This is a genomic window from Marinobacter sp. RI1, from assembly GCF_041155085.1.
Classification (GTDB): domain Bacteria; phylum Pseudomonadota; class Gammaproteobacteria; order Pseudomonadales; family Oleiphilaceae; genus Marinobacter; species Marinobacter nauticus.
Map to the genome: position 1 here is coordinate 2,562,605 of NZ_AP031605.1, position 21,268 is coordinate 2,583,872.

A 21,268-nucleotide genomic window follows, 5' to 3' on the forward strand; every position below is an offset into this window, starting at 1 on the left:
AGGGCCGGGCCCGGTGCAGGACTGGCTTTTCAGCCAGTTTCCTCGCATTCCAGGGCCCGTACCAGATTCTTGAATTCTTCCCTGTTCCGGCTATTCATGCCCATCAGTACTTTATGGGCATCAAGAACTTTATCGCGAACCTGCTGCTCGCTCGCCTTGAGCACGGGGATTTCTTCGAGTTCTTCAATTCGGGAAGCTGGCTCACGGACAATAATGAAAATCTTGTCGAAGCCCATGGACGTAATAATGCGGGTGATATCGGGGTTGGTGGAAATCAGCGTTGGCAGAAAATGACTTTGTTTCTGCGCCGCCAGCGCAATCTTGGCCAGCAGGCCAAGCGTTGTGCTGTCGATGATTTCCGTCTCGGTGAGATCGATAACCACGGTTTTGAATGCCGGATCACGGGTTATGGACTCAACCAGATTGTCCAGCGTCGAACACAGGTTCAGCCGGATTTCCCCAATAAACTTCAGGACGTATATTCCCTGCTGTTCTGCTTGCAGGATTTTATAACCAGCCATTTTTCACACTGCCACTAAGTCGACGACGTGTTATCTGACCCGTTTATGGTATCAGTTACCGATACTATCGCGATATCGTCAGGCAGCTCCGAGATCTTATCCAGCCCCAGAGCGTCGCTCAGCGATGCGATAGTGTGACTACCTCCTGAAACGAGTTCAAGTAGTCTGTTCTCCTTTTCATCCAGAGATTTGGCCGGGATCACTTCCAACAGGCCATCAGAGAACAACAAAAGCCGGAATGGTCGGTCCAGCTTCACCTGGTAAAGTTCCCATTCCGGCGTTTCGAACAGCCCTACCGGCAGCCCGCTGCCTTCCAGAAAACGGGTTTCACCATCCTCAAACGACAGGATGGGCATGGGGAAATGCGCCCCGACCGCATAACTCAATGTACGTTCCGTTGTTGAAATAATGCCTACAAACACGGTGACATGCTTGCCAAGCCCGGTATCCAACAGCTCCGAATTAATGCGCTCCAGGAAACGTTCCGGGTGCAGGATGTCGTCACTGGACTGGCGCCGGAGATTCCGCTGCAAACGATTTGTAAGGTTTCGCAGTAACACGGTAACGAATGCGGAACTGGCGCCATGACCTGAAACGTCGGCGATATAAACGAGGACCTTGTCTTCACTGATGCGAAAATAGTCGAGAAAATCGCCACTGAGATACAGGGACGGCTTGATGAGGTAATCAACACTGAGCCCGGAAAGCGTGAGCTGATGGTCTGGCAGCATTTTAAGCTGCACCTTGCGGCCGGCATTCTGATCGGCCCTTAGCTCGGCAATACCGTTGCGCAAGTCGCGGTTGGCTTCTTCCAGTTCCTGCCGGTACAACTGGTTCAGGCGGTTTACCCTGACCCGGTCAAACAACTTTCCGATAACGTCGTCCAGTGCATTGCGGTCGTCATTGCAGGGTTTGAGCACCACATCAGCGGCTCCGGCACGCATGGCCTGGACCACATCGGCGCTGGACTGGCTGCTGGTGCAGGCCACTATCGGCGTGAAACTTTCTGTCTCATCAAGGCGCCGGGACAGGTCTCTGATGGCCTCTGGAGGGAGATCTGCAAAGATCACATCCGGGATATTGTCGTCGAACAATCCTCGGGCAGCGCTTACCCCCGCTGCACCAGTTACGTAAAACCCCCGCGCCTCCAGGTAACGGGACAGATCGGCTCGGGCCTGTTCATCGGCGTCAATTATCAGAATGCGCTCGGTGCGCGAGGTCATGTTGGCTGCCCTAAACTACCAGCGGTAAAGAAAAAAGGCTTTATATGGCCTATTCTGGCATGCCCCTGTGATATAACAAGGCCGCAATCATCATTTTGGGAGAATTGTAACCATGAGACGTGCCGTTAACGATCTGCTCGGAGCCTATGACAAACTGATCATGGACCCGGTGCATGGCGGTATCCCGCTCTACCGGCACGAAATCCAGGTGATTGACCATGCTCTGTTTCAGCGCTTGCGAAACATCTGCCAGAACGACATTCTGAGTCTGGTTTTCCCCGGCGCCACCCATTCCCGTTTCCTGCACAGCATCGGGGTGATGCATGTGGGCACACGGATGTTCCGGGCCATGATCGATGCATACCTTCGGGAACGGCAGCTGAGTGAGCAGACCGATCTCAGCCTGAGCCAGCTCGATGCCATTGATTACCTGGCCAAGACCATCCGGCTTGGCTGCTTGCTGCACGACAGCGGTCACTCCAGTTTCTCCCATCAGTTCACCCAGGCCCGGAAGATTCGCGACCTGATGTCTCGCCCTGAACGGTTCCGGGATTTGTGGGAAGGCGTTGACTATTCGGCCTACCACGCCATTGAACCGGAAGAGCTGGAGCATGAACACTACTCTGTTCGAGTCGCCCATGACGTACTCTCGTCTGTGGATCTGGAGAGCGCCGGGCTGGCTGCTATCGATGTCATCGGCATTATGGAAACCACCGATGTTACGCCCAGCGAAACCTTCTGCCGCCACGCCCAGACCTTCTGGGAATTTATTGCTGGTGATGATGCCATTGCCGGCACTATCCCGCCCCGGGATGTACCGCAGCTGGTGATGGGCCTGCTGTCGTCCATCGTATCGGGGGAAATTGATGCGGACCGGGCCGATTATATGTTGCGGGACGGCTTCCACAGCTCGGTCACCATCGGCGGCTTCAATCTGGACCACTTGCTGAGCAACCTGCGGTTCGGTTGGGACGTTTCCGAGCCCTGGATGGGGCTGGCGATTACCCAGAAAGGCCTCGGTGCCCTGGAAGACTTCGTGTACAGCCGCCACCAGATGTATCGCAAGGTGTACGCTCACAAGACCGCACTGGGTTTTGACTGGCTGCTGCGGGAGGCCATCAACGAAGTGCTGGAAGACCCGGAAAGTTTCGACTGGGTAGATACCTGTCTGAGCAATATGAAATGGTTTGCGGAGCTGACCGATAACTTCTTCTGGGAAGCCTTCCGCAAGGTGGCCCGCCGGGAGCCCAGGAGCTACTCGTTCTGCATTGTGAACCGGGTAAAGCTGGACCACGTCGACACCCGGGAGAATCTGGACAAGACCGAAATCCTGAATCACAGCCGCTGGCTGGCATCGGAGCTGGGCATTAACCCGGACAACGTGGTTACCTGCTCCATGAAGGCTCGCTTCTCGAACATTCAGGACAACTTCAACGGCATCAAGGTGCTGGTGAAGAACCCGATCACCCGGGAGCGCAGCCTGAGGAAAATCACCGAAGTGAGTGCCTTCTTCTCAAAATTCGGCGACGGCACCATCACCCATTTCTACCGGCGGCCGGAAGTGGCAGAAAAAGCTCCCTCCGACCTGACCGAGTAACGCAGATTACTGTTCAGGGCTGTCGGCCATCATCTGCACTAGTTGCGAGGCACTTTCCCAGGCGCCTTCAACCCGGCCGCCCGCCAGCCAGTCGCCGGCGAGGCCAATGCCGGTTTTCGGGTCGAAAAGATAGCCGGGGTTATCGCCCGCCTCCGAGCGTGCATACAACCACCGGTGCGGCACCCAATCGTCCGCAGCGTCTTCATGCCCGGTCAGCGCGCGGAATTCCGCCACCAGAGCTTCAGCAATGCTTTCCGGAGCGTCATCCACGTGCCGCTGTGTCCACTCGGGGTTGGCGTGCAGCACCCACCACTGGCCCTCGTCTTCGCGGCCGGGTTTGGAGGAGTTGTTGGCCACCCAGAACAACACGTCGGAGTTGGGGCGCACCGCATCAAACGGGAAATCAACGGCGCGATTGAAGTGGGCAGCTACCGCCCAGCACGGCAGGATATTACCCACGTGCTCCGCTAATCCTTCCGCCAAAGGCTCCAGGCCACTGTCCCGGAGCAGTTCCTGGGCCTGGGCCGGCGGGGCCGTGATCACCACTTGATCAAAGCCGTCATATTGGCAACCTTCTGTATCGGTAAGCTGCCATTTGGCATTGGTCTGCGCCAATCGGGCTATCCGAACCCCAGACTCCAGCGTAATGTGCTCAGACAGAGCCCGGGAGATGGCCGTCATTCGCGGAGTACCGACAAACCGGTGCTCCTCCGGAAACGCCTGCCAGCTGCCCCGGGCCGTCTGATAACCGAATCGGGCATTCCAGATCTGGTAACTTTGGGGCCCGGCCCAGCGATCGAGAAACCGGGTGAAGCCGGGATTGCGGGAAGTGAAGTATTGCGCGCCGATATCGGCGGAGCCGTTCGCTACGCGCTTGGACGCCAGACGACCACCGGGGCCGCGACTCTTCTCGAATACCCGGACATTATGGCCCGAATCGCCAAGAAGAATTGCGGTCGTCAGCCCCGCCAGCCCTGAACCAATAACCGCGATGCTGCGTATTGATGTGGTGTCTGATGTTACTTCACGCATGGTTGTATATGACCCGAGTAAATAGTTGGTTAACAAACATTCTGAGATGGTTCGATTCCGAAGCTGGATCAGATCACCTGGATACGGATTCCCGGGCCTTTAACTGGGTACGGGTGCTGCCCTTTATCGCCCTCCACCTTGCCTGTTTGCTGGCACTTTACACCGGTGTCAGTACCTTCGCAGTGGTTTTTGCCATTGCGTTCTTCCTGGTAAGGATGTTCGCGATCACCGGCTTCTACCACCGCTATTTCTCCCACAAGACCTTCAAGACCAGCCGGCCGGCACAGTTCGTGTTTGCGGTTCTGGGGGCCAGTGCGGCCCAGAGAGGCCCCTTGTGGTGGGCGGCACACCACCGGCACCATCATCAGCACTCGGACAATGAGCAGGATCTGCACTCACCACACCAAGGTGGGTTCTGGTGGTCCCATATGGGATGGTTCACCTGTGATGCGGGCTTTGCGATGGATGAACGCAGGGTGCGCGACTGGCTGAAATTCCCGGAACTCAGGTTCATCAACCGTTTTGACTCTCTGATACCCGCTGCGTTCGCGGTCGCTATTTACCTGTTTGGCGAGGCACTGGCCCTGTGGGCGCCCGAGCTCGGCACCAACGGGCTTCAGCTCCTGGTATGGGGTTTCTTCATATCAACCGTGGTGCTTTTTCACGGCACGGTTTCGATCAACTCCCTGTCACATGTCTGGGGTAAAAGGCGATTTGAGACCGACGACGACAGCCGCAACAATTTCTGGCTGGCCCTGATCACCCTGGGTGAAGGCTGGCACAATAACCACCACCGGTGGCCGCAATCGGTACGCCAGGGTTTCCGCTGGTACGAAATTGATGTGACCTGGTACGGCCTGTGGTTGCTTTCCAAGCTGGGCATTATCTGGGATCTTAATCCGATTCCGGCTCATATCCAGAAAGAAACCCGGGAACTGGACAACAAGAGGAGGAACCGCTCATGACGACGTCTGCCTCTGCCATTGAAGTCGGGGCACCGGATTCAGGATTGCCCGTGGTACTGGACCGTTTCTGTTCGCTGTATAACGCGCTCGACAAAGGCAATCTCAACAAGCTCCAGCAGGTATACGGCGAGGATATCGAGTTTCAGGATCCTTTTGGTCGGGTACATGGCCTTGATCAGCTGACCGAATACATGGCGAGCGCCTACGGCAACGTTATCCGCTGCCAGTTCCGTTTCCATGAACCCGTCATTCAGGAATGCTGGTGCAGCCTGCCCTGGGTGATGGAACTTCAACACAAGCGTGTTCGCGGCGGCAAGCCGGTGTTTGTAGAAGGCATCAGCCACCTGGAAATCCGGGACGGGAAAGTGCGGTATCACCGGGACTATTTCGACGCCGGCCAGCTATTGTATGAAAACCTGCCCGTATTGGGCCGGATGATTCGTTGGGTAAAGGAGCAGGCGGGATGAGCCAATTGCTGTCATCACCCAGCAACATCTGGTTAACCGGCGCCTCATCCGGTATTGGCGAAGCGCTGGTTCACGAACTCGCCGGTGCCGGTCACAAACTGATTGTGACCGGCCGCCGGCAGGAGCCATTGGATGAGCTGTTGCAAACCTTCCCGAACCAGATAGCCGCCGCCGCTGCGGACACCACCAGCAAGAATGACTTGCAGGGGGTCAAGTCGCAGCTTGACCACTTTGGCGACCTGGACATGGTCATTCTGAACGCCGGTACCTGTGAGTATCTGGAAGTGGCGGAATACAACAGCGATGTCATTGCCAACAACGTGACCACCAACGTGATCGGCACGGCGCGCTGCCTGGATATTGCCCTGCCGGCTCTGCGTGCGACCCGCGCCAAAGGCAAGCCGGCTACTCTGGTGATTGTGAGTTCTTCGGCCTGGTGGTTTCCGTTCGGGCGGGCCGAGGGCTATGGCGCCTCCAAGGCAGCGCTTACCTACTTCGCCCAGTCTCTGAGAGCCGATCTGGCGGCCGAGGGGATTCGGGTTGTGGTGGTATCCCCGGGGTTTGTCAAAACGCCACTGACGGACCGAAACGATTTTCCCATGCCGTTCATCATCTCAGCCGGGGATGCGGCTCGACGAATCCGCACTGGGCTTGAGAAAGGCCGGAACGAAATCGCGTTCCCGAAACGCTTTACCTGGTCCCTGAAGCTGCTAGCCGCCCTGCCCCAGGGAGTCATCGACCGCATGGCCGCCTCCATGGCCCGTAAAACCGATCAGTGAAGTTCGACCACAGGAAATACCTTGCATGAATCAGGAACGTCAGCGAATTGCCGTGATTGGCGCTGGAGTATCAGGTTTAACAGCCGCCTGGCTGCTGGCCGACAAGCACGATGTGCATATGTTTGAAGCCGGAGACTATGCCGGAGGCCACACCAACACGGAACAAGTGGAAGTTGGTGGCCGTACCTGGCCGGTGAATACCGGTTTTATTGTGTTCAACGACTGGACCTACCCCAACTTCATCAAGTTGATGGATCGGCTCGGGGTGGCTTCTGAAGTGAGCAACATGAGTTTCAGCGTGGACTGCCATGCCAGTGGACTGCAGTACAACGGCACCAGTCTGAACACCCTGTTCGCCCAGCGCCGGAATCTGTTTAATCTGAATTTCCTGAAAATGATCCGGGAGATTCTCCGGTTCAACAAGGAAACCCGTGCCGACCTGGCCGCCGGCACGATTCCGGACGGCGAAACACTCGGGGAATACCTGAACCGCAACGGCTACAGCCGGTACTTCCGAAACTACTACATTGTCCCCATGGGCGCGGCTATCTGGTCTGCGCCGGAGATTGTGCTGGAACAGTTCCCAATCCGGTTTTTCCTGCAATTTTTTAACAACCACGGCATGTTATCTGTGGATGACCGGCCCACCTGGCGAGTGATTTCCGGAGGTTCGGCTACCTACGTAAACCGGATGATGGACAAGCTGGGCGAACGCACCCATCTGAACAGCCCGGTAACTTCCGTAAAACGGGATGACGAGGGCGTTACCCTGGTGGCCAACGGACAGGAACATCGTTTTGACCAGGTCATTTTCGGCTGCCACAGTGACCAGGCCCTGGCCATGCTGGACGACGCCACCGACGACGAGAGAAGCATTCTCGGAGCCATCGCGTACCAGAAGAACGATGTGGTATTACACACCGACGCCAGCGTGCTGCCATCCAACCGGTTAGCCTGGGCCGCCTGGAATTACATGATCCCGGAACACAGTACCCAACCGGTATCTGTAACCTACAACATGAATGTTCTTCAGAACTTCGACGATGCGCCGGAAACCTTCTGCGTCACCCTGAACCGCAGCCGGGATATTAATCCGGAAAAGGTGATCAAACGGTTTGAATACGATCACCCGGTCTTCACTCTGGACGCCGTTGCCGCGCAGGAGCGCTACGATGACATCGGTAACCGGAACCGCACCCACTTTTGCGGTGCCTACTGGTTCAATGGCTTCCACGAAGACGGTGTGCGCAGCGCACTGAGGGTTACCCGGGCATTCGGGGTGGAGCTCTGATTATGGCCAGTGAATGGCTGGAAGGCACCATAAGGCATCGGCGCAAGCTACCGGTCCAGCATGAATTCAGCTACAGCATCGGAATGCTCGCCCTCGACCTTGACGACTGGTCCACGGTAACCAGAACCAGCCCGTTTTTTTCCCTCGAACGTTTTAACTGGCTGGGGCTCTACCGGCGGGATTACCTGGACCCGGAAGTGCCCAGTCTGCGCCAGGCGGTATTCAACCGGGTTAAAAGCGCCACCGGCTGGGCTCCGGATGGGCCAATAGAGCTGGTTACCCACCCGCGCTACCTGGGCTACATTTTCAATCCGGTCAGTTTTTACCTGTGCTATGAAAGGGGCTGCAGGCCAGAAGCCGGCGCCACCCCCCGTGTGATTGTCGCCCAGATTACCAACACCCCCTGGAAACAGCGCCATGTGTACTGCATGGAATGCACCCAGCCGGGGCCAGGCTCCGATAACGCCTGGCACACCGAGCGTTTTGCTTTCAGCAAACGCTTCCACGTTTCACCGTTTAATGGCATGAATCAGCACTACCAGTGGCTGTTCAGTTTTCGCGGCAAGGACATGCGCGTTCACATGAATTTGGAAGAGGAAGGCCGCAAGCATTTTGATGCCACGCTGGTAGTCCAACGCACCCCTCTTGATCGTAAAACCCTGCACAGGAGCCTGAGACGGTTTCCCCTGGAAACCATCAAAGGCATTGCCGGTATTTACTGGAATGCCCTGAAGCTGAAATTCAAAGGGGCCCCCTTTTACACCCACCCGAACAAGCTCGATGCAACCGACAGCGCCTACCAGCGCGGTACCGAGGATCTGGGGCTGGATGTAACGGAAAAACCATCGGCACAACAAGACAACGCATTTGATTCGGCAGGAAGGGTAAGCTCATGGAGAACCTGAACACCTCGGTTGAACACCAGCGCACTGGAAACACGGGGCTTTCGTTGATCAGCCGTGTCGCAAAGCAGCTGGCTTGCCAGCAACTGGCGCAGCTTGGTCATGGCAGGCTGTTGATCAGAGAGGCAGGAGCTGAGGACCTCGTATTCGGTGATGGCGATGACCGCTATCCGCAGGCCGAGTTGGTGATCCACAACCACAGCACCTGGCGGGATCTGGTGACCGGTGGCAGCATCGGTGCTGCCGAATCGTTTGTGGCAGGTGACTGGAGTTCGCCAGATCTGACCGCCCTGCTTCGGTTCTTTACCCGCAATATCGACACCATGAACCGGTTTGAAGACCGGTTTGCCTGGATCAGCAAGCCCGCACTCAAGGCACTGCACTGGCTGAACCGAAACACCCCGGAAGGCTCCCGCAAGAATATCAGCGCCCACTACGATCTGGGCAATGACCTGTTCCGCCTGTTCCTGGACCCAACCATGATGTATTCCTCCGCCATTTACCCCCGCGAGGATTCAACCCTGGACGAAGCGGCCGTTCACAAGCTGGATACCATCTGCCGCAAACTGGATTTAGGTCCGGAGGACCGGGTGGTGGAAATCGGTACTGGCTGGGGTGGCTTCGCCATTCACGCCGCCAAACACTATGGCTGCCATGTCACCACCACTACCATTTCCAGGGAGCAGCTGGAGCTGGCCAAGGCGCGAGTGAAAGCGGAAGGCCTGGAAGACAAGATTACGCTGCTGTTCGACGACTACCGCGATCTGCAGGGACAGTTCGACAAACTGGTGTCCATCGAGATGATCGAAGCCGTTGGCCCCCAGTTCCTGGACAGCTACCTGTCCCAGATCAGCCACCTGCTGAAGCCGGATGGCCTGGCGCTGATTCAGGCCATTAACATGCCGGAACAGCGTTACCACCGGGCATTGAAGAATGTGGATTTTATCCAGCGTTACATTTTCCCCGGCAGCTTTATCCCATCATTCGGCGCTATTCTGGGCTCTATGAACCGGGGCTCGGACCTGGTACTGACCCATGCCGAAGACTTCGGCTTTCACTACGCCCGAACCCTGAGGGATTGGTGTGAACGGTTTATGGCGCGCCGTCAGGAACTGGAACAGTTGGGTTACGACCAGGCCTTCCAGCGCCTGTGGCATTTCTATTTCGCGTACTGCGAAGCTGGCTTCAGCGAGCGGGCAATTGGCGTTGCCCATCTGGTCATGGCCAAGCCGGCCAACAAACGCGCGAACATTCTGAGTGTATGATCACTTCAAAAACAGCCCGTAACCTGCTGAACTTTATACTGTTCCAGGCAGGCTGGCTGGCCTGCGTGCTGTACCCCGGGCTAGCTACGGTGGGGCTGATCCTGGTGTTCCTGGGCCTGCATCTTGCTCTGGTCAGTCAACGGCGGTTTTCCGAACTGCAGTTTATTGGCTTTGGCGTGGTGCTCGGCGGATTGATGGATACACTCTGGTTCCGAACCGGGGTGCTGGCCCTGGATTCCGGAAAAGAGGTGCTGGCTGCCCCGCCCTGGCTCATCGCGATCTGGACCATCTTCATGACCACCCTGTGCCATTCCCTGGGCTGGATCAGCCAGCGCCAGTGGCTGCCGTGGGCTCTGGCCCCCATTGCCGGCCCCTTTGCCTATTGGTCCGCCAGCCAGCTCGGTATAGTGGCGCTGCCGGACCTGACACTTTCCCTGGTCGCCATGGCCGTCGGCTGGTTCGTCCTGTTTCCTTTGCTGCTGTTCATTCGCAAGGCCCTGTACGCGGAGCTGGAAACATGAAACTCGCTGGTTCGACGTTCCTTACCCTACTCCTGACAGCAGCCGCATCCCCCGTGTCTGGCCAGGTATTTGAATTTTCAGGTACGGCCAAACAGGATGGGAAGGTGCTTTACCAGGAGGATCATCGAATCGAAGGCACGTGTTCCGAAGGCGTCTTTGACCCGGTTGACCACCAGGTTTCCTACCGGAATCCGGAAAGCGGAGACGCATTCGCCAGTAAATCGCTGTCTTACAATAACTCCGCGTTTCGGCCCCGGGTAGAGTTCCGCCAGCCAGCATTCGGTGAAGCGTTAACCATCACCTACCCGCAGGAGCAGGCTCTCAGTATTGCCTGGCAGGAGCCAACGGGCGAGACTCGAGAATTCACGGTGCCGTTCGACCAGCAGCTGGTGGTGGATTCAGGGTTTGACTACTTTGTCCGGGCCAACTGGGAACGTATCCGGCAAGGCGAATCAGTGGAGTTCCGGTTTCTGGCGCCCACCCGGGGGGAGCACTACGGTTTTGTTCTCGAGCCAGCCACCTCCGTCAAGGTGGACGCAGACCTGACCGTGCAGATCCGCCCCACCAGCCTGTTGTTACGGGTTCTCGTTGACCCTATCGTGCTGGGGTACAACTCAGACGGTGCATTGACCGACTATCTGGGGTTAACCAACATCCGGCAAGATGCCGAATCCAACCACATCGCCCACATTCGCTATCAGGTTGCCCGCTTACCGGATTGTGAACTGACACGGTAATCTGGTCGCAGCTGCCAGACGGCACCCGCCCTGGGGTGTGTTAAACTCCGAAAAAATTTTTCCGGAGATTCTGCGCCCATGATGTTTGTGTCGTTCAATGTGAACAGTATCCGCACCCGCCTGCATCAGCTCAAAGCCGTGATTCAGCAGCTTAATCCGGATGTCATCGGTCTTCAGGAAACCAAGGTCACTGATGAGGAATTCCCGGTCGGGGCCATTCGCGAGCTCGGTTATCACGTTCACTTTCATGGCCAGAAAACCCACTACGGTGTTGCCCTGTTATCCCGCGCGGAGCCGGAAGAGGTTCTCAAAGGCTACCCCTCCGATGGTGAAGACTCCCAGCGGCGCCTGATTACCGGCCATTTCACCGTTAACGGCGAGCCCCTGACCGTCATCAACGGTTATTTCCCCCAGGGGGAAAGCCGGGACCACCCTGTAAAGTTTCCTGCCAAGGAAAAGTTCTACGCCGACCTGATGGCCTACCTGGACGAATTGGCCAAGAAACCCGGCCATATTATGGTAATGGGCGACATGAACATATCGCCCACAGACCGCGACATCGGCATTGGCGCCGACAATGCAAAACGCTGGTTGCGTTCGGGAAAATGCAGTTTCCTGCCGGAAGAGCGGGAATGGCTTGGGCAGGTTGAACAACGGGGCTTTACCGATGTATTCCGCCATCTGCACCCGGACGAAGCCAACACCTTCAGCTGGTTTGACTATCGCAGCAAAGGCTTTGAGCGTGACCCGAGGCGAGGCCTGCGCATTGACCTGATCATGGCCAGTGACAGCCTCCTGCCCAAGGCAAAAGCAGCAGGAGTGTCCTACGATATCCGGGCCATGGAGCGACCATCCGATCACTGCCCGGTGTGGGCCTCATTCGACCTCTGATTGACCAGGCCATTACGGATGAAGAAAGTCAAAACCAGGGATCGGATCCTCGACACCAGCCTGCTGCTGTTCAACAGCCTTGGGGAGCCCAACGTCACCACTCTGCTGATCTCTGATGAGCTGGAGATCAGCCCTGGCAACCTGTATTACCACTTCAAAAGCAAAGGCGATATCGTTGAGGAATTGTTCCGGGCCTATGAGGCAGAGATGCTGGATCTTCTGGCGGTGCCCGAGGAAGCAGACGTGTCCATGGACCAGTTCAGCTTCTTCCTGCATCTGCTGTTTGAAGCCGTGGCCCGCTACCGTTTCCTGTACCAGGATCTGGTCAATGTCCTGTCCCGTTACGATCAGCTTCAGGTTCGATTTCGCAGGATTCTCAAAAAGAAGGAATTGGCGTTCAACACGCTGTGTGAGAGTTTTCGCCGGCAAGGCATCATGAACATCGGTTCGGATGAACTGGCTTCGGTGTGTGAGCAGCTTACCCTGACGGTGTGTTACTGGAGTAGCTTCGACACGCTTTCGCATCTGGATGACCGGGAGTCAGTGGACCCGGGCCGCGGTGTCTATCAGATGTTGCACCTGTTGCTTCCCTACCTGAACGAAGAAGAACAGGAACAGATCCGGCTCACCAGCCGGACCTATCTCTAGAGCTTATTCTTCCTCGTCGCGCGCAGTGTTCTGACCGCGCAGCCTGGACAGCTCACTTTCCAATGCCTCGATACGGCGCTCCATAGCTTCGATTTCTTCCCGACGATGGATGCCGAGGCGACGGAGCGCGCCCGAAACCCGCTGGTCGAACATATGCTCGAGTTTGTCCCAGGTCCCGGTGGCCCGCTCACGAACCTCGCCTACCCGATCTTCCACGGTCCGGATCTGTTTCTCGACCACACCCCGGGTTTTGCTCTCCAGCTGTTCGCCTTCCTGAACCAGACGATCAAAGAACTTGCCGGCGTCCTCTTCCGCTTTGGTGTAGGCGCCAAGCCCAGCCAGCCAGATTTGCCGGGCGGAATCCTTGATCTTGCCCGCCAGCTGCGGATCATTTTCAGGATTTTTGTCGTCGTGCTCAGACATGCATACCTCATGGGAGTCGGGCATTAGCGGTAGGTGTCATTGTATTACAGCCGGGGCCGGATTGCAGTGGTGGCCCTGAGAACCGCATAACGAAAGGCCGCAGTATAACCACTGATGCAATATGAAAAAATGTTTTCAAACGAAAGCGCCTCTCACTTGAACTGTTCAAATTATGGTCAATACTTCCCAATACCGGCATCCCTGTTGATGTCGGTTTGTCTGGAAGTCTTTCATGGATACTACTCGCACGCCTCTGCCCGGCATTCCCTGCCGGGCTTTTTTTGTTATTATTTCTCCCCATTATATGTTTATTCCAAAACCGATATCTCGCGGGAGTCTATGAATGATTGATATTGCCTGGAGCCAGTTTACCCCTGGCGCTGCACTGACCGGCGGCCTGCTGATCGGCCTCGCCGCTGCAAGCTTCCTGCTTTTGAACGGCCGCATTGCAGGAATAAGTGGAATACTGGGTGGCCTGTTGGTGCCTGCTCGCCGCGATATACTCTGGCGGGTGGCTTTTCTCGCCGGGCTTGTAGGCACCCCAAGCCTGTGGCTGCTGTTTTCTGAACTTCCACCCATTCAGGTTGACGCAGGTTATCCAGCCCTGATCGTTGCCGGATTGCTGGTGGGTATAGGCACTCGCTACGGCTCAGGCTGCACCAGCGGGCATGGTGTCTGTGGATTGTCTCGTCTGTCGCCTCGCTCACTGGTCGCAACCCTGAGTTTTATGGCAACAGGATTTTTAACGGTGTTCGTAATTCGCCACCTGATGGGAGTCTGAATGATGAAGTACTCTGTCACCTCACTTCTGGCAGGACTGATTTTCGGGTTGGGGCTCATGGTATCGGGTATGGCCAATCCGGAAAAAGTGCTTGGTTTTCTCGATATCGCCGGGCTTTGGGACCCTTCACTGGCTTTCGTGATGGGAGGCGCAATCATCGTCGGACTGGTCGCTTTCGCCGTGGCGCGCAGGCGTACCCTGTCGTTCCTCGGATTCACCATGAAAATGCCGGCGAACAACCGTATTGAGCCCAGACTTGTTATTGGCAGCATGATGTTCGGTATTGGCTGGGGCATTGCCGGTTTTTGTCCAGGGCCCGCCCTGGTGGCTCTTGGTGCCGGAGAAATCAAGGCCGTGGTCTTTGTTGCGTCCATGGTGGCCGGTATGATGGCATTCGAAGTGATCGAGCGGATTAAACGACCGTCGTTGGGAGACACGCGTGGATATCAGAAAAATTGATGACAGTATTTCCGTAGCGCCACAAATCGCTATTGATGACGTTGCCGAAATTGCGCGGCTGGGGTTTCGGACCCTGGTCGCCAATCGGCCCGACCATGAAGAATACGGCCAACCGGCCATGGCCGACATTGAGGCCGCAGCGAAAGCAGAGGGCCTTGAATGGGTCTACATGCCGGTTGAGTCTGGCAATATTACCGACCAGGACGTAGAACGTTTCGCGCCCATGATCCGTGATGCCGAGAAACCCGTACTAGCCTTCTGTCGTTCCGGCACCCGCTGTACGGTACTATGGGCCCTGAGCAGTGCCCGCGACCACCAGCCAGAGGAAATCCTGTCCCGGGCACGGAATGCAGGTTACGACATTACCGGGCTTATTCCCCGCCTGATGCAGCAGGCCGGCAAGCGTTAATTTTCACCTCACGGAACGTCTCAATGCCTTACAACGGGATCGATAACTACCGCCACAATGAGCCGGACCGGCTCGGTGTGCTGATCACCAACCTTGGAACCCCCGACGCACCTACTACTCCCGCCCTGAGGAAATACCTCGCGGAATTCCTCTGGGATCCGCGGGTTGTCGAGGTACCGCGCCCCCTGTGGTGGCTGATTCTGCACGGCGTCATTCTCCGCATCCGCCCCCGGAAAAGTGCGGAAGCCTATGCCAGTGTGTGGGAAAAGGAGGGTTCTCCCCTGCTGATTCACACGGCGAAACAGGCTGAGGGTATCCGTGAGGCCATGAAACGGCGTTTCGGTACCAATGTGGTGGTTGGGTTCGCTATGCGTTATGGCAACCCTTCCATCCCCCGGGTACTGGAAGAGATGCAACAACAGGGCGTGCGCAAGCTGCTGGTACTTCCGCTGTATCCCCAGTATTCGGCCTCAACCACAGCCTCAACCTTCGATGCCATTGCAAAAGACTTTACCCGGCGGCGTTGGCTGCCCGATTTCCGGTTTGTTTCCCATTACCACGATTTCCCGCCGTACATCGAAGCCATGGCGCGCCATATTGAATCGCACTGGGCTGAACATGGCCGCAAGGAAAAACTGATTCTCTCCTACCACGGCGTACCGCTGAAATACCTGCTGAAGGGCGACCCCTACCACTGCGAATGCCACAAGACATCGCGGCTGCTGGCGGAGCGCCTTGGCCTCGGTAAAGACCAGTACATGACCACTTTCCAGTCCCGGTTCGGGCGGGAGGAATGGCTGCAACCCTATACCGATGAAACCCTTAAAGCCTTGCCCGAAAAAGGGGTAAAATCCATTGATGTATTTTGCCCTGGTTTCTCCGCCGATTGTCTGGAAACGATCGAGGAGATTAACGAGGAAAACCGCGAATACTTTATGGAGTCCGGCGGCGAAGGCTTTAGCTATATTCCCTGCCTGAACGCCACTCCGGGGCACATCGATGCCCTGGTGACACTGGTTGAGGAAAATCTGCAGGGATGGGGTATTCCCGAGAATTCGCCGGAATCCCTGGAACAGCGGGCCAGACTGGCGGAAGAGCGCAAACAGGCCACCTTCCCGGGCCGCAGCGACATCTAAGGAAAGACAGGACAGTGCCATGAAACTGAATTGCGATCTGGGGGAAAGCTACGGCGCCTGGCAAATGGGCCAGGATGACCTGGTTATGCCCCTGATCGACATGGCCAACGTGGCCTGTGGCTTTCATGCCGCAGACCCTATGGTAATTCGCAAAACACTGGCACTGGCAGCCGTTCACCACGTGGCTATTGGCGCTCACCCGTCCTATCACGACCTGCCCGGCTTCGGCCGGCGCTCGATTCACCACACGCCGGAAGAGATCGAAGCCCTGATGCTGTATCAGCTCGGGGCGCTCGAAGGCATGTGCCGGAGTGAAGGCCTGACGCTAAGCTACGTCAAACCCCATGGCGCCCTGAATAACGACATGATGCGGGACAATAGACTGCTTCGTGCCGTGATGGAGGCCGTACGCACCTTCCGGACCGATCTGCCACTGATGATTCCGGTCACCTGCAATTACCGCAAACATCAGCAGATGGCGGCCGATGTTGGCCTGCCCCTACTGCTGGAAGCCTTTGCAGACCGCGCCTACGATGACGAAGGCCAGCTGGTTTCCCGGCGCCAGGCCGGCGCCGTACACGAGGATCCGGACATCATCGTTCGCCAGGCAAAGTCGTTTGCTGACAAAGGTGGTGTGTTCAGTACCACCGGCCACTGGCTTGAGCTTCCGGCCAACAGCCTGTGCGTGCATGGCGACAATGATGCCGCACTGGAGGCGATCAAAGCCATCCGCAAGGCGCTCGGCAAATCCGGCCAATGATTGAACCGGTTTCCGAAGACACCATCCTGATTACCCTGGCCCCGGCCATTGACGATACCCTGCCCGCTCGCATTGCCAGCCTCGTCGACAGCATCCGTCGTGCCGGTTTTCACTGGCTGGTGGATATGGTGCCCTCATACACCACATTGATGGTGGTGTACGACCCCATGCTCATCGATTTCCGGCAGGTAACCGCCGAACTCAGGCTCATCATTCACAGGCTAAGCACACAGGCGCACACGGCGGAATTGAAAAGCCGCCTGGTGGAACTGCCGGTGTATTACAGTGCCGAGACCGGGCCTGACCTGCAGTGGCTGGCCTCGGAAAGCGGCCTGGATTGCGAGGAAGTGATTCGTCGACACAGCTCGGTTGAATACCGGGTGCATGCGCTTGGATTTGCCCCCGGCTTCGCCTTTATGGGGCAGGTTGACCCCAGCATCGCCGCACCCCGGAAAACCACTCCTCGCAAACAGGTACCCGCCGGAAGCGTTGGCATTGCCAATCGGCAGACAGCAGTTTACCCGCAGGTTTCTCCGGGCGGCTGGCAGCTGATTGGGCGCTGCCCGACACGCCTTTTTGATCCAACGAACCTGTCGCTCCTCAAGGTGGGCGATCGGGTGCGCTTTACCCCCATCAGCCGGGAGGCGTTTCTGGCCGCCGGTGGGGAGCTCATTTCATGAGCTGGCTGGAGGTCATTCATCCCGGCGTGCAAAGTTCTGTGCAGGACAGTGGTCGCCGAGGTTATCGCCACCACGGGCTGGCCGCAGGCGGCGCCCTTGATCTGATCAGCTTTACCTGGGCCAACAAACTGCTGGACAACCCTCGCCATGCTGCCTGCCTGGAAATCATGCTAGGGGGATTCCGCGCCATTGCCCACGGCTCGCGTCAGATTGCCATCACCGGCGCCAGAACCAGGGTGGCCGTGAACGGTGAACCGGTTGAGCTGTGGCGAACCTTGAACCTGAATGACGGTGACGAGCTGACCATCAGCCACTCGGTTCATAACCGGCTTATCTACCTGGCCGTGGCGGGGGGATTGGATTCACCGGAGCAGTTCGGCAGTCGTACGGTGGTTGTTCGGGAAAAGCTCGAGGGCCGGGGCCCGTTAAAGCGCGGAGATAAACTGGTACCACGGGAACCGCAACGAAAAGTGCCGAGCCGGGAAGTGCCCGCACACCAGCGCCCTGATTTTAGTTCAGAGGTGGTTATCGGCCTGATACCGGGCTATCAATACTCGCAGTTTCAACGTACGGATATCCTGCGGCTGACAACCAGCAGCTACACCGTTAGCGATCAATCCGACCGTATGGGTTTCCGGCTTCAGGGCCCGGCCCTGGACTGCCCTCCGCCCGGCATCATCTCCGAAGGTATTGCGCACGGATCCGTTCAGATTCCCGGTGATGGTCAGCCTATCGTGCTGCTGAACGATGGCCAGACGATTGGTGGCTACCCGAAGCCTGGCGTGGTACCGATCCTGGATTGCAGCCGTTTGGCCCAGCAACTACCCGGTGGCCGTGTCCGGTTTGAATTATGCGATCTGGCTACGGCGCAGAATCAGCGTCGGCTTTTTGAGCTTCACTACCAGAACACTCGCTGGTGTCAGAATGGCCAGGCACTTGAGTGGCTTTGATTCCCCCGGCATGTTCAAGGTCGGGAACGGCCTGGCAAAAAGTGCACTCTTCCGTATCCACGGCCGCGCCACCGGTCTCGACATAACGCACGCGATGGCTCGCCCTGCCTCGATTGGCTGACACTGCGAAGCGGCGGTTTTTGCGATCTGACTGTTCCTGACTTTCCGGTTCTTCAGCCATGGATGAAATCTCCCGGATATGAAGCGTGGTGTTTGGAATCCAACGGAGGGATTGGTGTAACCAGGATATTGGGGTATCGAGAGGAAAAACAAGAAGAAAAATGGCGGTGGGCCAGGGATTCGAACCCCGGGACGGCTATTAACCGTCGGCGGTTTTCAAGACCGCTGCATTCAGCCACTCTGCCAGCCCACCGTCTGGTCGAAGCATCGGGAAACGCTTCGGCTAGCTGCCTTGTCGACAGCGGGAGGAATGATACCGGATTTGCCCCCTCTGTCAACGCCCTGCAATAAAAACAAAGCAAATTCCGTGGCTTCTGGTCAGAGCTTAGACAAGATTACCGCGTTTTAATGGAATCCATTTGGTGTTTCTCTGTCGTAAATGATTGAAAGTTGCGGTTTCGACATTATGATGGTCTACAGTATCCAGTTGCACTAGAGCACTAAACGGAGATGACAATGGAAGACAGACGTTTCGGCGTTCAGAACAACCAGGCGGCCTACTCGCCGGCCAGCGAAACCAGTCGCGCAACGACCGGTATCAGCGACGACGCCATGAAGGTGTTGCGTAACACCTACATGCTGCTCGGTATGACCCTGGCGTTTTCAGCCGTGACTGCGTTCCTCAACATGAATGGCACGCACCCGGGCTTCCTGATTACCATCGTGGGCTACATCGGCCTGCTGTTTGCCACCTATAAACTGAAGAACAGCCCCTGGGGCATCGTCACCACCTTCGCACTGACCGGCTTTATGGGTTACACCCTTGGCCCGATCATCGGTGCGTTTGTTGCTGCCGGCGCCTCGCAGATTGTTGCTCAGGCACTGACGCTGACGGCCGTCGCGTTCGTAGGCCTGTCCGCAACCGCCATCATCACCAAGAAGGACTTCAGCTTCCTGTCCAGCTTCCTGACCGCTGGCGCATTTGTGCTGATTGGGGCCATGCTGCTGGCGTTCTTCATGGAGAGTTCTGCTCTGCACCTGGCCGTTTCAGCAGGCTTCACGATCTTCGCTTCGATCATGATCCTTTTCGAAACCAGCCAGATCATCAAGGGTGGCGAGCGTAACTACATCATCGCCACTGTGGGCCTGTATGTGTCCATCTACAACCTGTTCGTCAGCCTGCTGCACCTGCTGTCTGCGTTCAGCGGCGAAGACTGATCATCAATCTCAGTCCAATGCCTTGAGAAAACCCCGGCCTATGCCGGGGTTTTTGCTTTAGGTACACTTGCAGGGTTTCCATCAGTCAGCATCCAGTTCCATGCCTCAGCCACTCAGTTACACACTCGTGATTACCGGTGCCCCCTGGGCAACACAGGCTCCCCAGACTGCCCTGTCATTCGCTCAGGCCCTGCTGAAAGCGGGCCACCGTATCGACCGGGTATTCCTGTATGGCGATGGCGTGCACCTGGCGTCAGCCCTGAGCGCACCTCCCTCCGATGAGCAACACTGGCCGAGACTGTGGTCTGAATTCCTTTCCCGGAACGACATCACAGCGGTCGCCTGCGTTGCTTCGGCACTGCGCCGTGGCATTGTCGATGAGACCGAGCAGGCCCGTTACGAACTGACCGCCAGCAATCTCAGGGCACCCTTCGAGATTGCCGGTCTTGGCGAATGGGTAGAGGGTAACCTGAAGTCCAACCGGGTTCTTTATTTTCACGGGGCACACTGACCATGACCACCCTGATTGTGATCGATCAGCCACCCTATGGCTCCTGGACTGGACGAGAAGCGCTGGACATGACCTTCTCCCTGGCAGCCTTCGACCAGCCCGCCACCATGCTGTTTCTGGGGGCTGGCGTCAACTGGCTGTGCAAAGGCCAGGCCGCCGACGCCGTCGGCCAGAAATCTGTGGAGAAGAATCTCGCTGCGGCCGCCCTGTTCGGCGTTGAACAGATACTGGTGGATTCCCGGGCTTGCGCGAAGTACGGGCTGGAGACCAGCGATTTACTGCCAGGGACTACGGCAGCGGAGTCAATTTCCGAAACCCTGGGCCAGTATAGCCGCGTCGTTTTTGCCGGATAGGACCCTGTCATGCCTGAGAACGTCAACACTACCCTGCACATCATCAACAAGGCTCCGGAACACGCCAGGTTCCGGCATTGTCTGGCATCTGTTCAGCAGGGTGACACGCTACTGCTGATTGAGGATGCGGTGCTCGCACTGCTTGATCGGGAAAGACAGCTGCCAGGGGCGTCTTATGGCCTGGAGACAGACGCGAATGCGCGCGCCGTGGCCAATCGCGTCCCCGCGGAGCAGCTGGTCGACTACGCCGGTTTTGTGCAGCTGACCGTCAATCATTCACGAATCATCAACTGGTAAACCATGAGTGCTTCGAATTCGCCTGTGAGAAACAACGAAGGTTTTCTGGAGGACGCGGCCACCTGGACCAATGAGGTAGCCCAGGAAATCGCTCAGGAAGACGATATTGAGTTAACTGAAAAACACTGGGAAATCATATATTTTTTAAGGGATTTTTATAAACAGCATGAGATGTCGCCACCGTCGAACCGGTTGTTCGTGAAGGCCGTAAGAGAGGCGCTGGGGGACGAAAAAGGCGACAGCATCTACCTGATGACGCTGTTCCCCGGAACACCCGCCAAAACGGCCTGCCGGATAGCTGGTCTGCCTCGCCCTACGAACTGCCTCTGAAC

27 protein-coding genes and 1 tRNA gene are annotated in these 21,268 nt (G+C 57.0%); 23 read left to right on the forward strand and 5 right to left on the reverse strand.

Annotation, left to right across the window (positions count from 1 at the left end; translation table 11 throughout):
- Positions 1-29 precede the first annotated feature (29 nt).
- Positions 30-521, reverse strand: coding sequence for an STAS domain-containing protein (locus ACAM27_RS11525; protein WP_011784965.1), 492 nt, complete (start codon positions 519-521; stop codon positions 30-32).
- A gap of 14 nt (positions 522-535) precedes the next feature.
- The gene (locus tag ACAM27_RS11530) at positions 536-1,744 is read right to left on the reverse strand and encodes a PP2C family protein-serine/threonine phosphatase (RefSeq protein ID WP_113880090.1); all 1,209 of its coding nucleotides are present in this window, start codon (positions 1,742-1,744) and stop codon (positions 536-538) included.
- 112 nt (positions 1,745-1,856) lie between these two features.
- On the opposite strand from ACAM27_RS11530, the gene ACAM27_RS11535 reads away from it, so the two are divergent.
- Positions 1,857-3,341 (forward strand): HD domain-containing protein, encoded by a 1,485-nt coding sequence (locus ACAM27_RS11535; RefSeq protein WP_222448072.1) that lies wholly within the window; start codon positions 1,857-1,859, stop codon positions 3,339-3,341.
- 6 nt (positions 3,342-3,347) lie between these two features.
- Here ACAM27_RS11535 and ACAM27_RS11540 read toward each other — a convergent pair whose 3' ends face one another.
- Positions 3,348-4,373 carry an NAD(P)/FAD-dependent oxidoreductase gene (locus tag ACAM27_RS11540; RefSeq protein WP_369611984.1) on the reverse strand — a complete coding sequence of 342 codons (1,026 nt, stop codon included), beginning with the start codon at positions 4,371-4,373 and terminating at the stop codon, positions 3,348-3,350.
- 8 nt (positions 4,374-4,381) lie between these two features.
- Here ACAM27_RS11540 and ACAM27_RS11545 point away from each other — a divergent pair, with 8 nt between their 5' ends.
- From ACAM27_RS11545 to ACAM27_RS11590, 10 genes are all read left to right on the forward strand, one after another.
- Positions 4,382-5,338: an acyl-CoA desaturase gene (locus ACAM27_RS11545; protein ID WP_222448070.1), complete on the forward strand. Its 957-nt coding sequence runs from the start codon at positions 4,382-4,384 to the stop codon at positions 5,336-5,338.
- Complete coding sequence (locus tag ACAM27_RS11550; protein WP_023010293.1) at positions 5,335-5,805, forward strand: nuclear transport factor 2 family protein; 471 nt, start codon at positions 5,335-5,337, stop codon at positions 5,803-5,805. The genes ACAM27_RS11545 and ACAM27_RS11550 overlap by 4 nt, the downstream gene beginning before the upstream one ends.
- Positions 5,802-6,584, forward strand: a complete 783-nt coding sequence (locus ACAM27_RS11555; protein WP_369611985.1) for an SDR family NAD(P)-dependent oxidoreductase — start codon at positions 5,802-5,804, stop codon at positions 6,582-6,584. Before ACAM27_RS11550 ends, ACAM27_RS11555 begins: the two co-directional genes overlap by 4 nt.
- Positions 6,585-6,609: 25 nt before the next feature.
- Complete coding sequence (locus tag ACAM27_RS11560; protein ID WP_222533725.1) at positions 6,610-7,875, forward strand: NAD(P)/FAD-dependent oxidoreductase; 1,266 nt, start codon at positions 6,610-6,612, stop codon at positions 7,873-7,875.
- Between the two features lie 2 nt (positions 7,876-7,877).
- Complete coding sequence (locus ACAM27_RS11565; RefSeq protein ID WP_222533726.1) at positions 7,878-8,780, forward strand: DUF1365 domain-containing protein; 903 nt, start codon at positions 7,878-7,880, stop codon at positions 8,778-8,780.
- Positions 8,768-10,042, forward strand: coding sequence for a cyclopropane-fatty-acyl-phospholipid synthase family protein (locus ACAM27_RS11570; RefSeq protein ID WP_222533727.1), 1,275 nt, complete (start codon positions 8,768-8,770; stop codon positions 10,040-10,042). The genes ACAM27_RS11565 and ACAM27_RS11570 overlap by 13 nt, the downstream gene beginning before the upstream one ends.
- Positions 10,039-10,563, forward strand: a complete 525-nt coding sequence (locus ACAM27_RS11575) for a DUF2878 domain-containing protein (RefSeq protein WP_023010298.1) — start codon at positions 10,039-10,041, stop codon at positions 10,561-10,563. Before ACAM27_RS11570 ends, ACAM27_RS11575 begins: the two co-directional genes overlap by 4 nt.
- Complete coding sequence (locus ACAM27_RS11580; protein WP_023010299.1) at positions 10,560-11,300, forward strand: hypothetical protein; 741 nt, start codon at positions 10,560-10,562, stop codon at positions 11,298-11,300. The genes ACAM27_RS11575 and ACAM27_RS11580 overlap by 4 nt, the downstream gene beginning before the upstream one ends.
- 78 nt (positions 11,301-11,378) lie before the next feature.
- The gene (gene xthA, locus ACAM27_RS11585; RefSeq protein WP_023010300.1) at positions 11,379-12,191 is read left to right on the forward strand and encodes an exodeoxyribonuclease III; all 813 of its coding nucleotides are present in this window, start codon (positions 11,379-11,381) and stop codon (positions 12,189-12,191) included.
- Positions 12,192-12,209: 18 nt separating this feature from the next.
- On the forward strand, positions 12,210-12,839 hold the full coding sequence (locus ACAM27_RS11590) for a TetR/AcrR family transcriptional regulator (protein WP_023010301.1): 630 nt from the start codon (positions 12,210-12,212) through the stop codon (positions 12,837-12,839).
- 3 nt (positions 12,840-12,842) lie between these two features.
- On the opposite strand, the gene ACAM27_RS11595 is transcribed toward ACAM27_RS11590, so the two are convergent.
- A complete protein-coding gene (locus tag ACAM27_RS11595) occupies positions 12,843-13,262 on the reverse strand; it encodes a phasin family protein (protein WP_011784979.1) in 420 nt (139 codons plus the stop codon).
- Between the two features lie 343 nt (positions 13,263-13,605).
- On the opposite strand from ACAM27_RS11595, the gene ACAM27_RS11600 reads away from it, so the two are divergent.
- Genes ACAM27_RS11600 through ACAM27_RS11630 form a run of 7 tightly spaced genes read left to right on the forward strand, consistent with a single transcriptional unit; the run spans position 13,606 to position 18,437 of the window.
- Positions 13,606-14,043 (forward strand): YeeE/YedE family protein, encoded by a 438-nt coding sequence (locus ACAM27_RS11600; protein ID WP_023010302.1) that lies wholly within the window; start codon positions 13,606-13,608, stop codon positions 14,041-14,043.
- Between the two features lie 3 nt (positions 14,044-14,046).
- The gene (locus ACAM27_RS11605; protein ID WP_031210549.1) at positions 14,047-14,502 is read left to right on the forward strand and encodes a YeeE/YedE family protein; all 456 of its coding nucleotides are present in this window, start codon (positions 14,047-14,049) and stop codon (positions 14,500-14,502) included.
- Positions 14,483-14,911 (forward strand): TIGR01244 family sulfur transferase, encoded by a 429-nt coding sequence (locus ACAM27_RS11610; protein WP_022991214.1) that lies wholly within the window; start codon positions 14,483-14,485, stop codon positions 14,909-14,911. Before ACAM27_RS11605 ends, ACAM27_RS11610 begins: the two co-directional genes overlap by 20 nt.
- A gap of 23 nt (positions 14,912-14,934) precedes the next feature.
- Positions 14,935-16,047 carry a ferrochelatase gene (gene hemH / locus ACAM27_RS11615; RefSeq protein WP_121206541.1) on the forward strand — a complete coding sequence of 371 codons (1,113 nt, stop codon included), beginning with the start codon at positions 14,935-14,937 and terminating at the stop codon, positions 16,045-16,047.
- Between the two features lie 19 nt (positions 16,048-16,066).
- Positions 16,067-16,807, forward strand: a complete 741-nt coding sequence (locus tag ACAM27_RS11620) for a 5-oxoprolinase subunit PxpA (protein ID WP_022991212.1) — start codon at positions 16,067-16,069, stop codon at positions 16,805-16,807.
- Entirely contained in the window at positions 16,804-17,487 is a 684-nt protein-coding gene (gene pxpB, locus ACAM27_RS11625) for a 5-oxoprolinase subunit PxpB (RefSeq protein WP_022991211.1), read from the forward strand. Before ACAM27_RS11620 ends, pxpB begins: the two co-directional genes overlap by 4 nt.
- Positions 17,484-18,437 carry a biotin-dependent carboxyltransferase family protein gene (locus ACAM27_RS11630; protein ID WP_369611986.1) on the forward strand — a complete coding sequence of 318 codons (954 nt, stop codon included), beginning with the start codon at positions 17,484-17,486 and terminating at the stop codon, positions 18,435-18,437. The genes pxpB and ACAM27_RS11630 overlap by 4 nt, the downstream gene beginning before the upstream one ends.
- A gap of 282 nt (positions 18,438-18,719) precedes the next feature.
- Here ACAM27_RS11630 and ACAM27_RS11635 read toward each other — a convergent pair.
- A tRNA-Ser gene (locus tag ACAM27_RS11635) sits at positions 18,720-18,810 on the reverse strand.
- A gap of 263 nt (positions 18,811-19,073) precedes the next feature.
- Between ACAM27_RS11635 and ACAM27_RS11640 the strand changes: the two genes are divergently transcribed.
- From ACAM27_RS11640 to ACAM27_RS11660, 5 genes are all read left to right on the forward strand, one after another.
- Positions 19,074-19,775, forward strand: coding sequence for a Bax inhibitor-1/YccA family protein (locus ACAM27_RS11640; RefSeq protein WP_011785004.1), 702 nt, complete (start codon positions 19,074-19,076; stop codon positions 19,773-19,775).
- A 100-nt stretch (positions 19,776-19,875) separates the two neighbouring features.
- Positions 19,876-20,286 carry a sulfurtransferase complex subunit TusD gene (gene tusD, locus ACAM27_RS11645; protein ID WP_369611987.1) on the forward strand — a complete coding sequence of 137 codons (411 nt, stop codon included), beginning with the start codon at positions 19,876-19,878 and terminating at the stop codon, positions 20,284-20,286.
- A gap of 2 nt (positions 20,287-20,288) precedes the next feature.
- Positions 20,289-20,639 carry a DsrE family protein gene (locus ACAM27_RS11650; RefSeq protein ID WP_369611988.1) on the forward strand — a complete coding sequence of 117 codons (351 nt, stop codon included), beginning with the start codon at positions 20,289-20,291 and terminating at the stop codon, positions 20,637-20,639.
- Positions 20,640-20,648: 9 nt separating this feature from the next.
- Entirely contained in the window at positions 20,649-20,936 is a 288-nt protein-coding gene (gene tusB, locus ACAM27_RS11655) for a sulfurtransferase complex subunit TusB (RefSeq protein ID WP_022991207.1), read from the forward strand.
- 3 nt (positions 20,937-20,939) lie between these two features.
- Entirely contained in the window at positions 20,940-21,266 is a 327-nt protein-coding gene (locus tag ACAM27_RS11660) for a TusE/DsrC/DsvC family sulfur relay protein (RefSeq protein ID WP_031210926.1), read from the forward strand.
- Positions 21,267-21,268: the final 2 nt, after the last annotated feature.

Excerpts from the sequence above, each read along its gene's own strand:
- ACAM27_RS11525 (WP_011784965.1), bottom strand. The coding sequence starts at position 521 with ATGGCTGGTTATAAAATCCTGCAAGCAGAACAGCAGGGAATATACGTC.
- ACAM27_RS11530 (WP_113880090.1), bottom strand. The coding sequence starts at position 1,744 with ATGACCTCGCGCACCGAGCGCATTCTGATAATTGACGCCGATGAACAG.
- ACAM27_RS11535 (WP_222448072.1), top strand. The coding sequence starts at position 1,857 with ATGAGACGTGCCGTTAACGATCTGCTCGGAGCCTATGACAAACTGATC.
- ACAM27_RS11540 (WP_369611984.1), bottom strand. The coding sequence starts at position 4,373 with ATGCGTGAAGTAACATCAGACACCACATCAATACGCAGCATCGCGGTT.
- ACAM27_RS11545 (WP_222448070.1), top strand. The coding sequence starts at position 4,382 with ATGACCCGAGTAAATAGTTGGTTAACAAACATTCTGAGATGGTTCGAT.
- ACAM27_RS11550 (WP_023010293.1), top strand. The coding sequence starts at position 5,335 with ATGACGACGTCTGCCTCTGCCATTGAAGTCGGGGCACCGGATTCAGGA.
- ACAM27_RS11555 (WP_369611985.1), top strand. The coding sequence starts at position 5,802 with ATGAGCCAATTGCTGTCATCACCCAGCAACATCTGGTTAACCGGCGCC.
- ACAM27_RS11560 (WP_222533725.1), top strand. The coding sequence starts at position 6,610 with ATGAATCAGGAACGTCAGCGAATTGCCGTGATTGGCGCTGGAGTATCA.
- ACAM27_RS11565 (WP_222533726.1), top strand. The coding sequence starts at position 7,878 with ATGGCCAGTGAATGGCTGGAAGGCACCATAAGGCATCGGCGCAAGCTA.
- ACAM27_RS11570 (WP_222533727.1), top strand. The coding sequence starts at position 8,768 with ATGGAGAACCTGAACACCTCGGTTGAACACCAGCGCACTGGAAACACG.
- ACAM27_RS11575 (WP_023010298.1), top strand. The coding sequence starts at position 10,039 with ATGATCACTTCAAAAACAGCCCGTAACCTGCTGAACTTTATACTGTTC.
- ACAM27_RS11580 (WP_023010299.1), top strand. The coding sequence starts at position 10,560 with ATGAAACTCGCTGGTTCGACGTTCCTTACCCTACTCCTGACAGCAGCC.
- xthA (WP_023010300.1), top strand. The coding sequence starts at position 11,379 with ATGATGTTTGTGTCGTTCAATGTGAACAGTATCCGCACCCGCCTGCAT.
- ACAM27_RS11590 (WP_023010301.1), top strand. The coding sequence starts at position 12,210 with ATGAAGAAAGTCAAAACCAGGGATCGGATCCTCGACACCAGCCTGCTG.
- ACAM27_RS11595 (WP_011784979.1), bottom strand. The coding sequence starts at position 13,262 with ATGTCTGAGCACGACGACAAAAATCCTGAAAATGATCCGCAGCTGGCG.
- ACAM27_RS11600 (WP_023010302.1), top strand. The coding sequence starts at position 13,606 with ATGATTGATATTGCCTGGAGCCAGTTTACCCCTGGCGCTGCACTGACC.
- ACAM27_RS11605 (WP_031210549.1), top strand. The coding sequence starts at position 14,047 with ATGAAGTACTCTGTCACCTCACTTCTGGCAGGACTGATTTTCGGGTTG.
- hemH (WP_121206541.1), top strand. The coding sequence starts at position 14,935 with ATGCCTTACAACGGGATCGATAACTACCGCCACAATGAGCCGGACCGG.
- ACAM27_RS11620 (WP_022991212.1), top strand. The coding sequence starts at position 16,067 with ATGAAACTGAATTGCGATCTGGGGGAAAGCTACGGCGCCTGGCAAATG.
- pxpB (WP_022991211.1), top strand. The coding sequence starts at position 16,804 with ATGATTGAACCGGTTTCCGAAGACACCATCCTGATTACCCTGGCCCCG.
- ACAM27_RS11630 (WP_369611986.1), top strand. The coding sequence starts at position 17,484 with ATGAGCTGGCTGGAGGTCATTCATCCCGGCGTGCAAAGTTCTGTGCAG.
- ACAM27_RS11640 (WP_011785004.1), top strand. The coding sequence starts at position 19,074 with ATGGAAGACAGACGTTTCGGCGTTCAGAACAACCAGGCGGCCTACTCG.
- tusD (WP_369611987.1), top strand. The coding sequence starts at position 19,876 with ATGCCTCAGCCACTCAGTTACACACTCGTGATTACCGGTGCCCCCTGG.
- ACAM27_RS11650 (WP_369611988.1), top strand. The coding sequence starts at position 20,289 with ATGACCACCCTGATTGTGATCGATCAGCCACCCTATGGCTCCTGGACT.
- tusB (WP_022991207.1), top strand. The coding sequence starts at position 20,649 with ATGCCTGAGAACGTCAACACTACCCTGCACATCATCAACAAGGCTCCG.
- ACAM27_RS11660 (WP_031210926.1), top strand. The coding sequence starts at position 20,940 with ATGAGTGCTTCGAATTCGCCTGTGAGAAACAACGAAGGTTTTCTGGAG.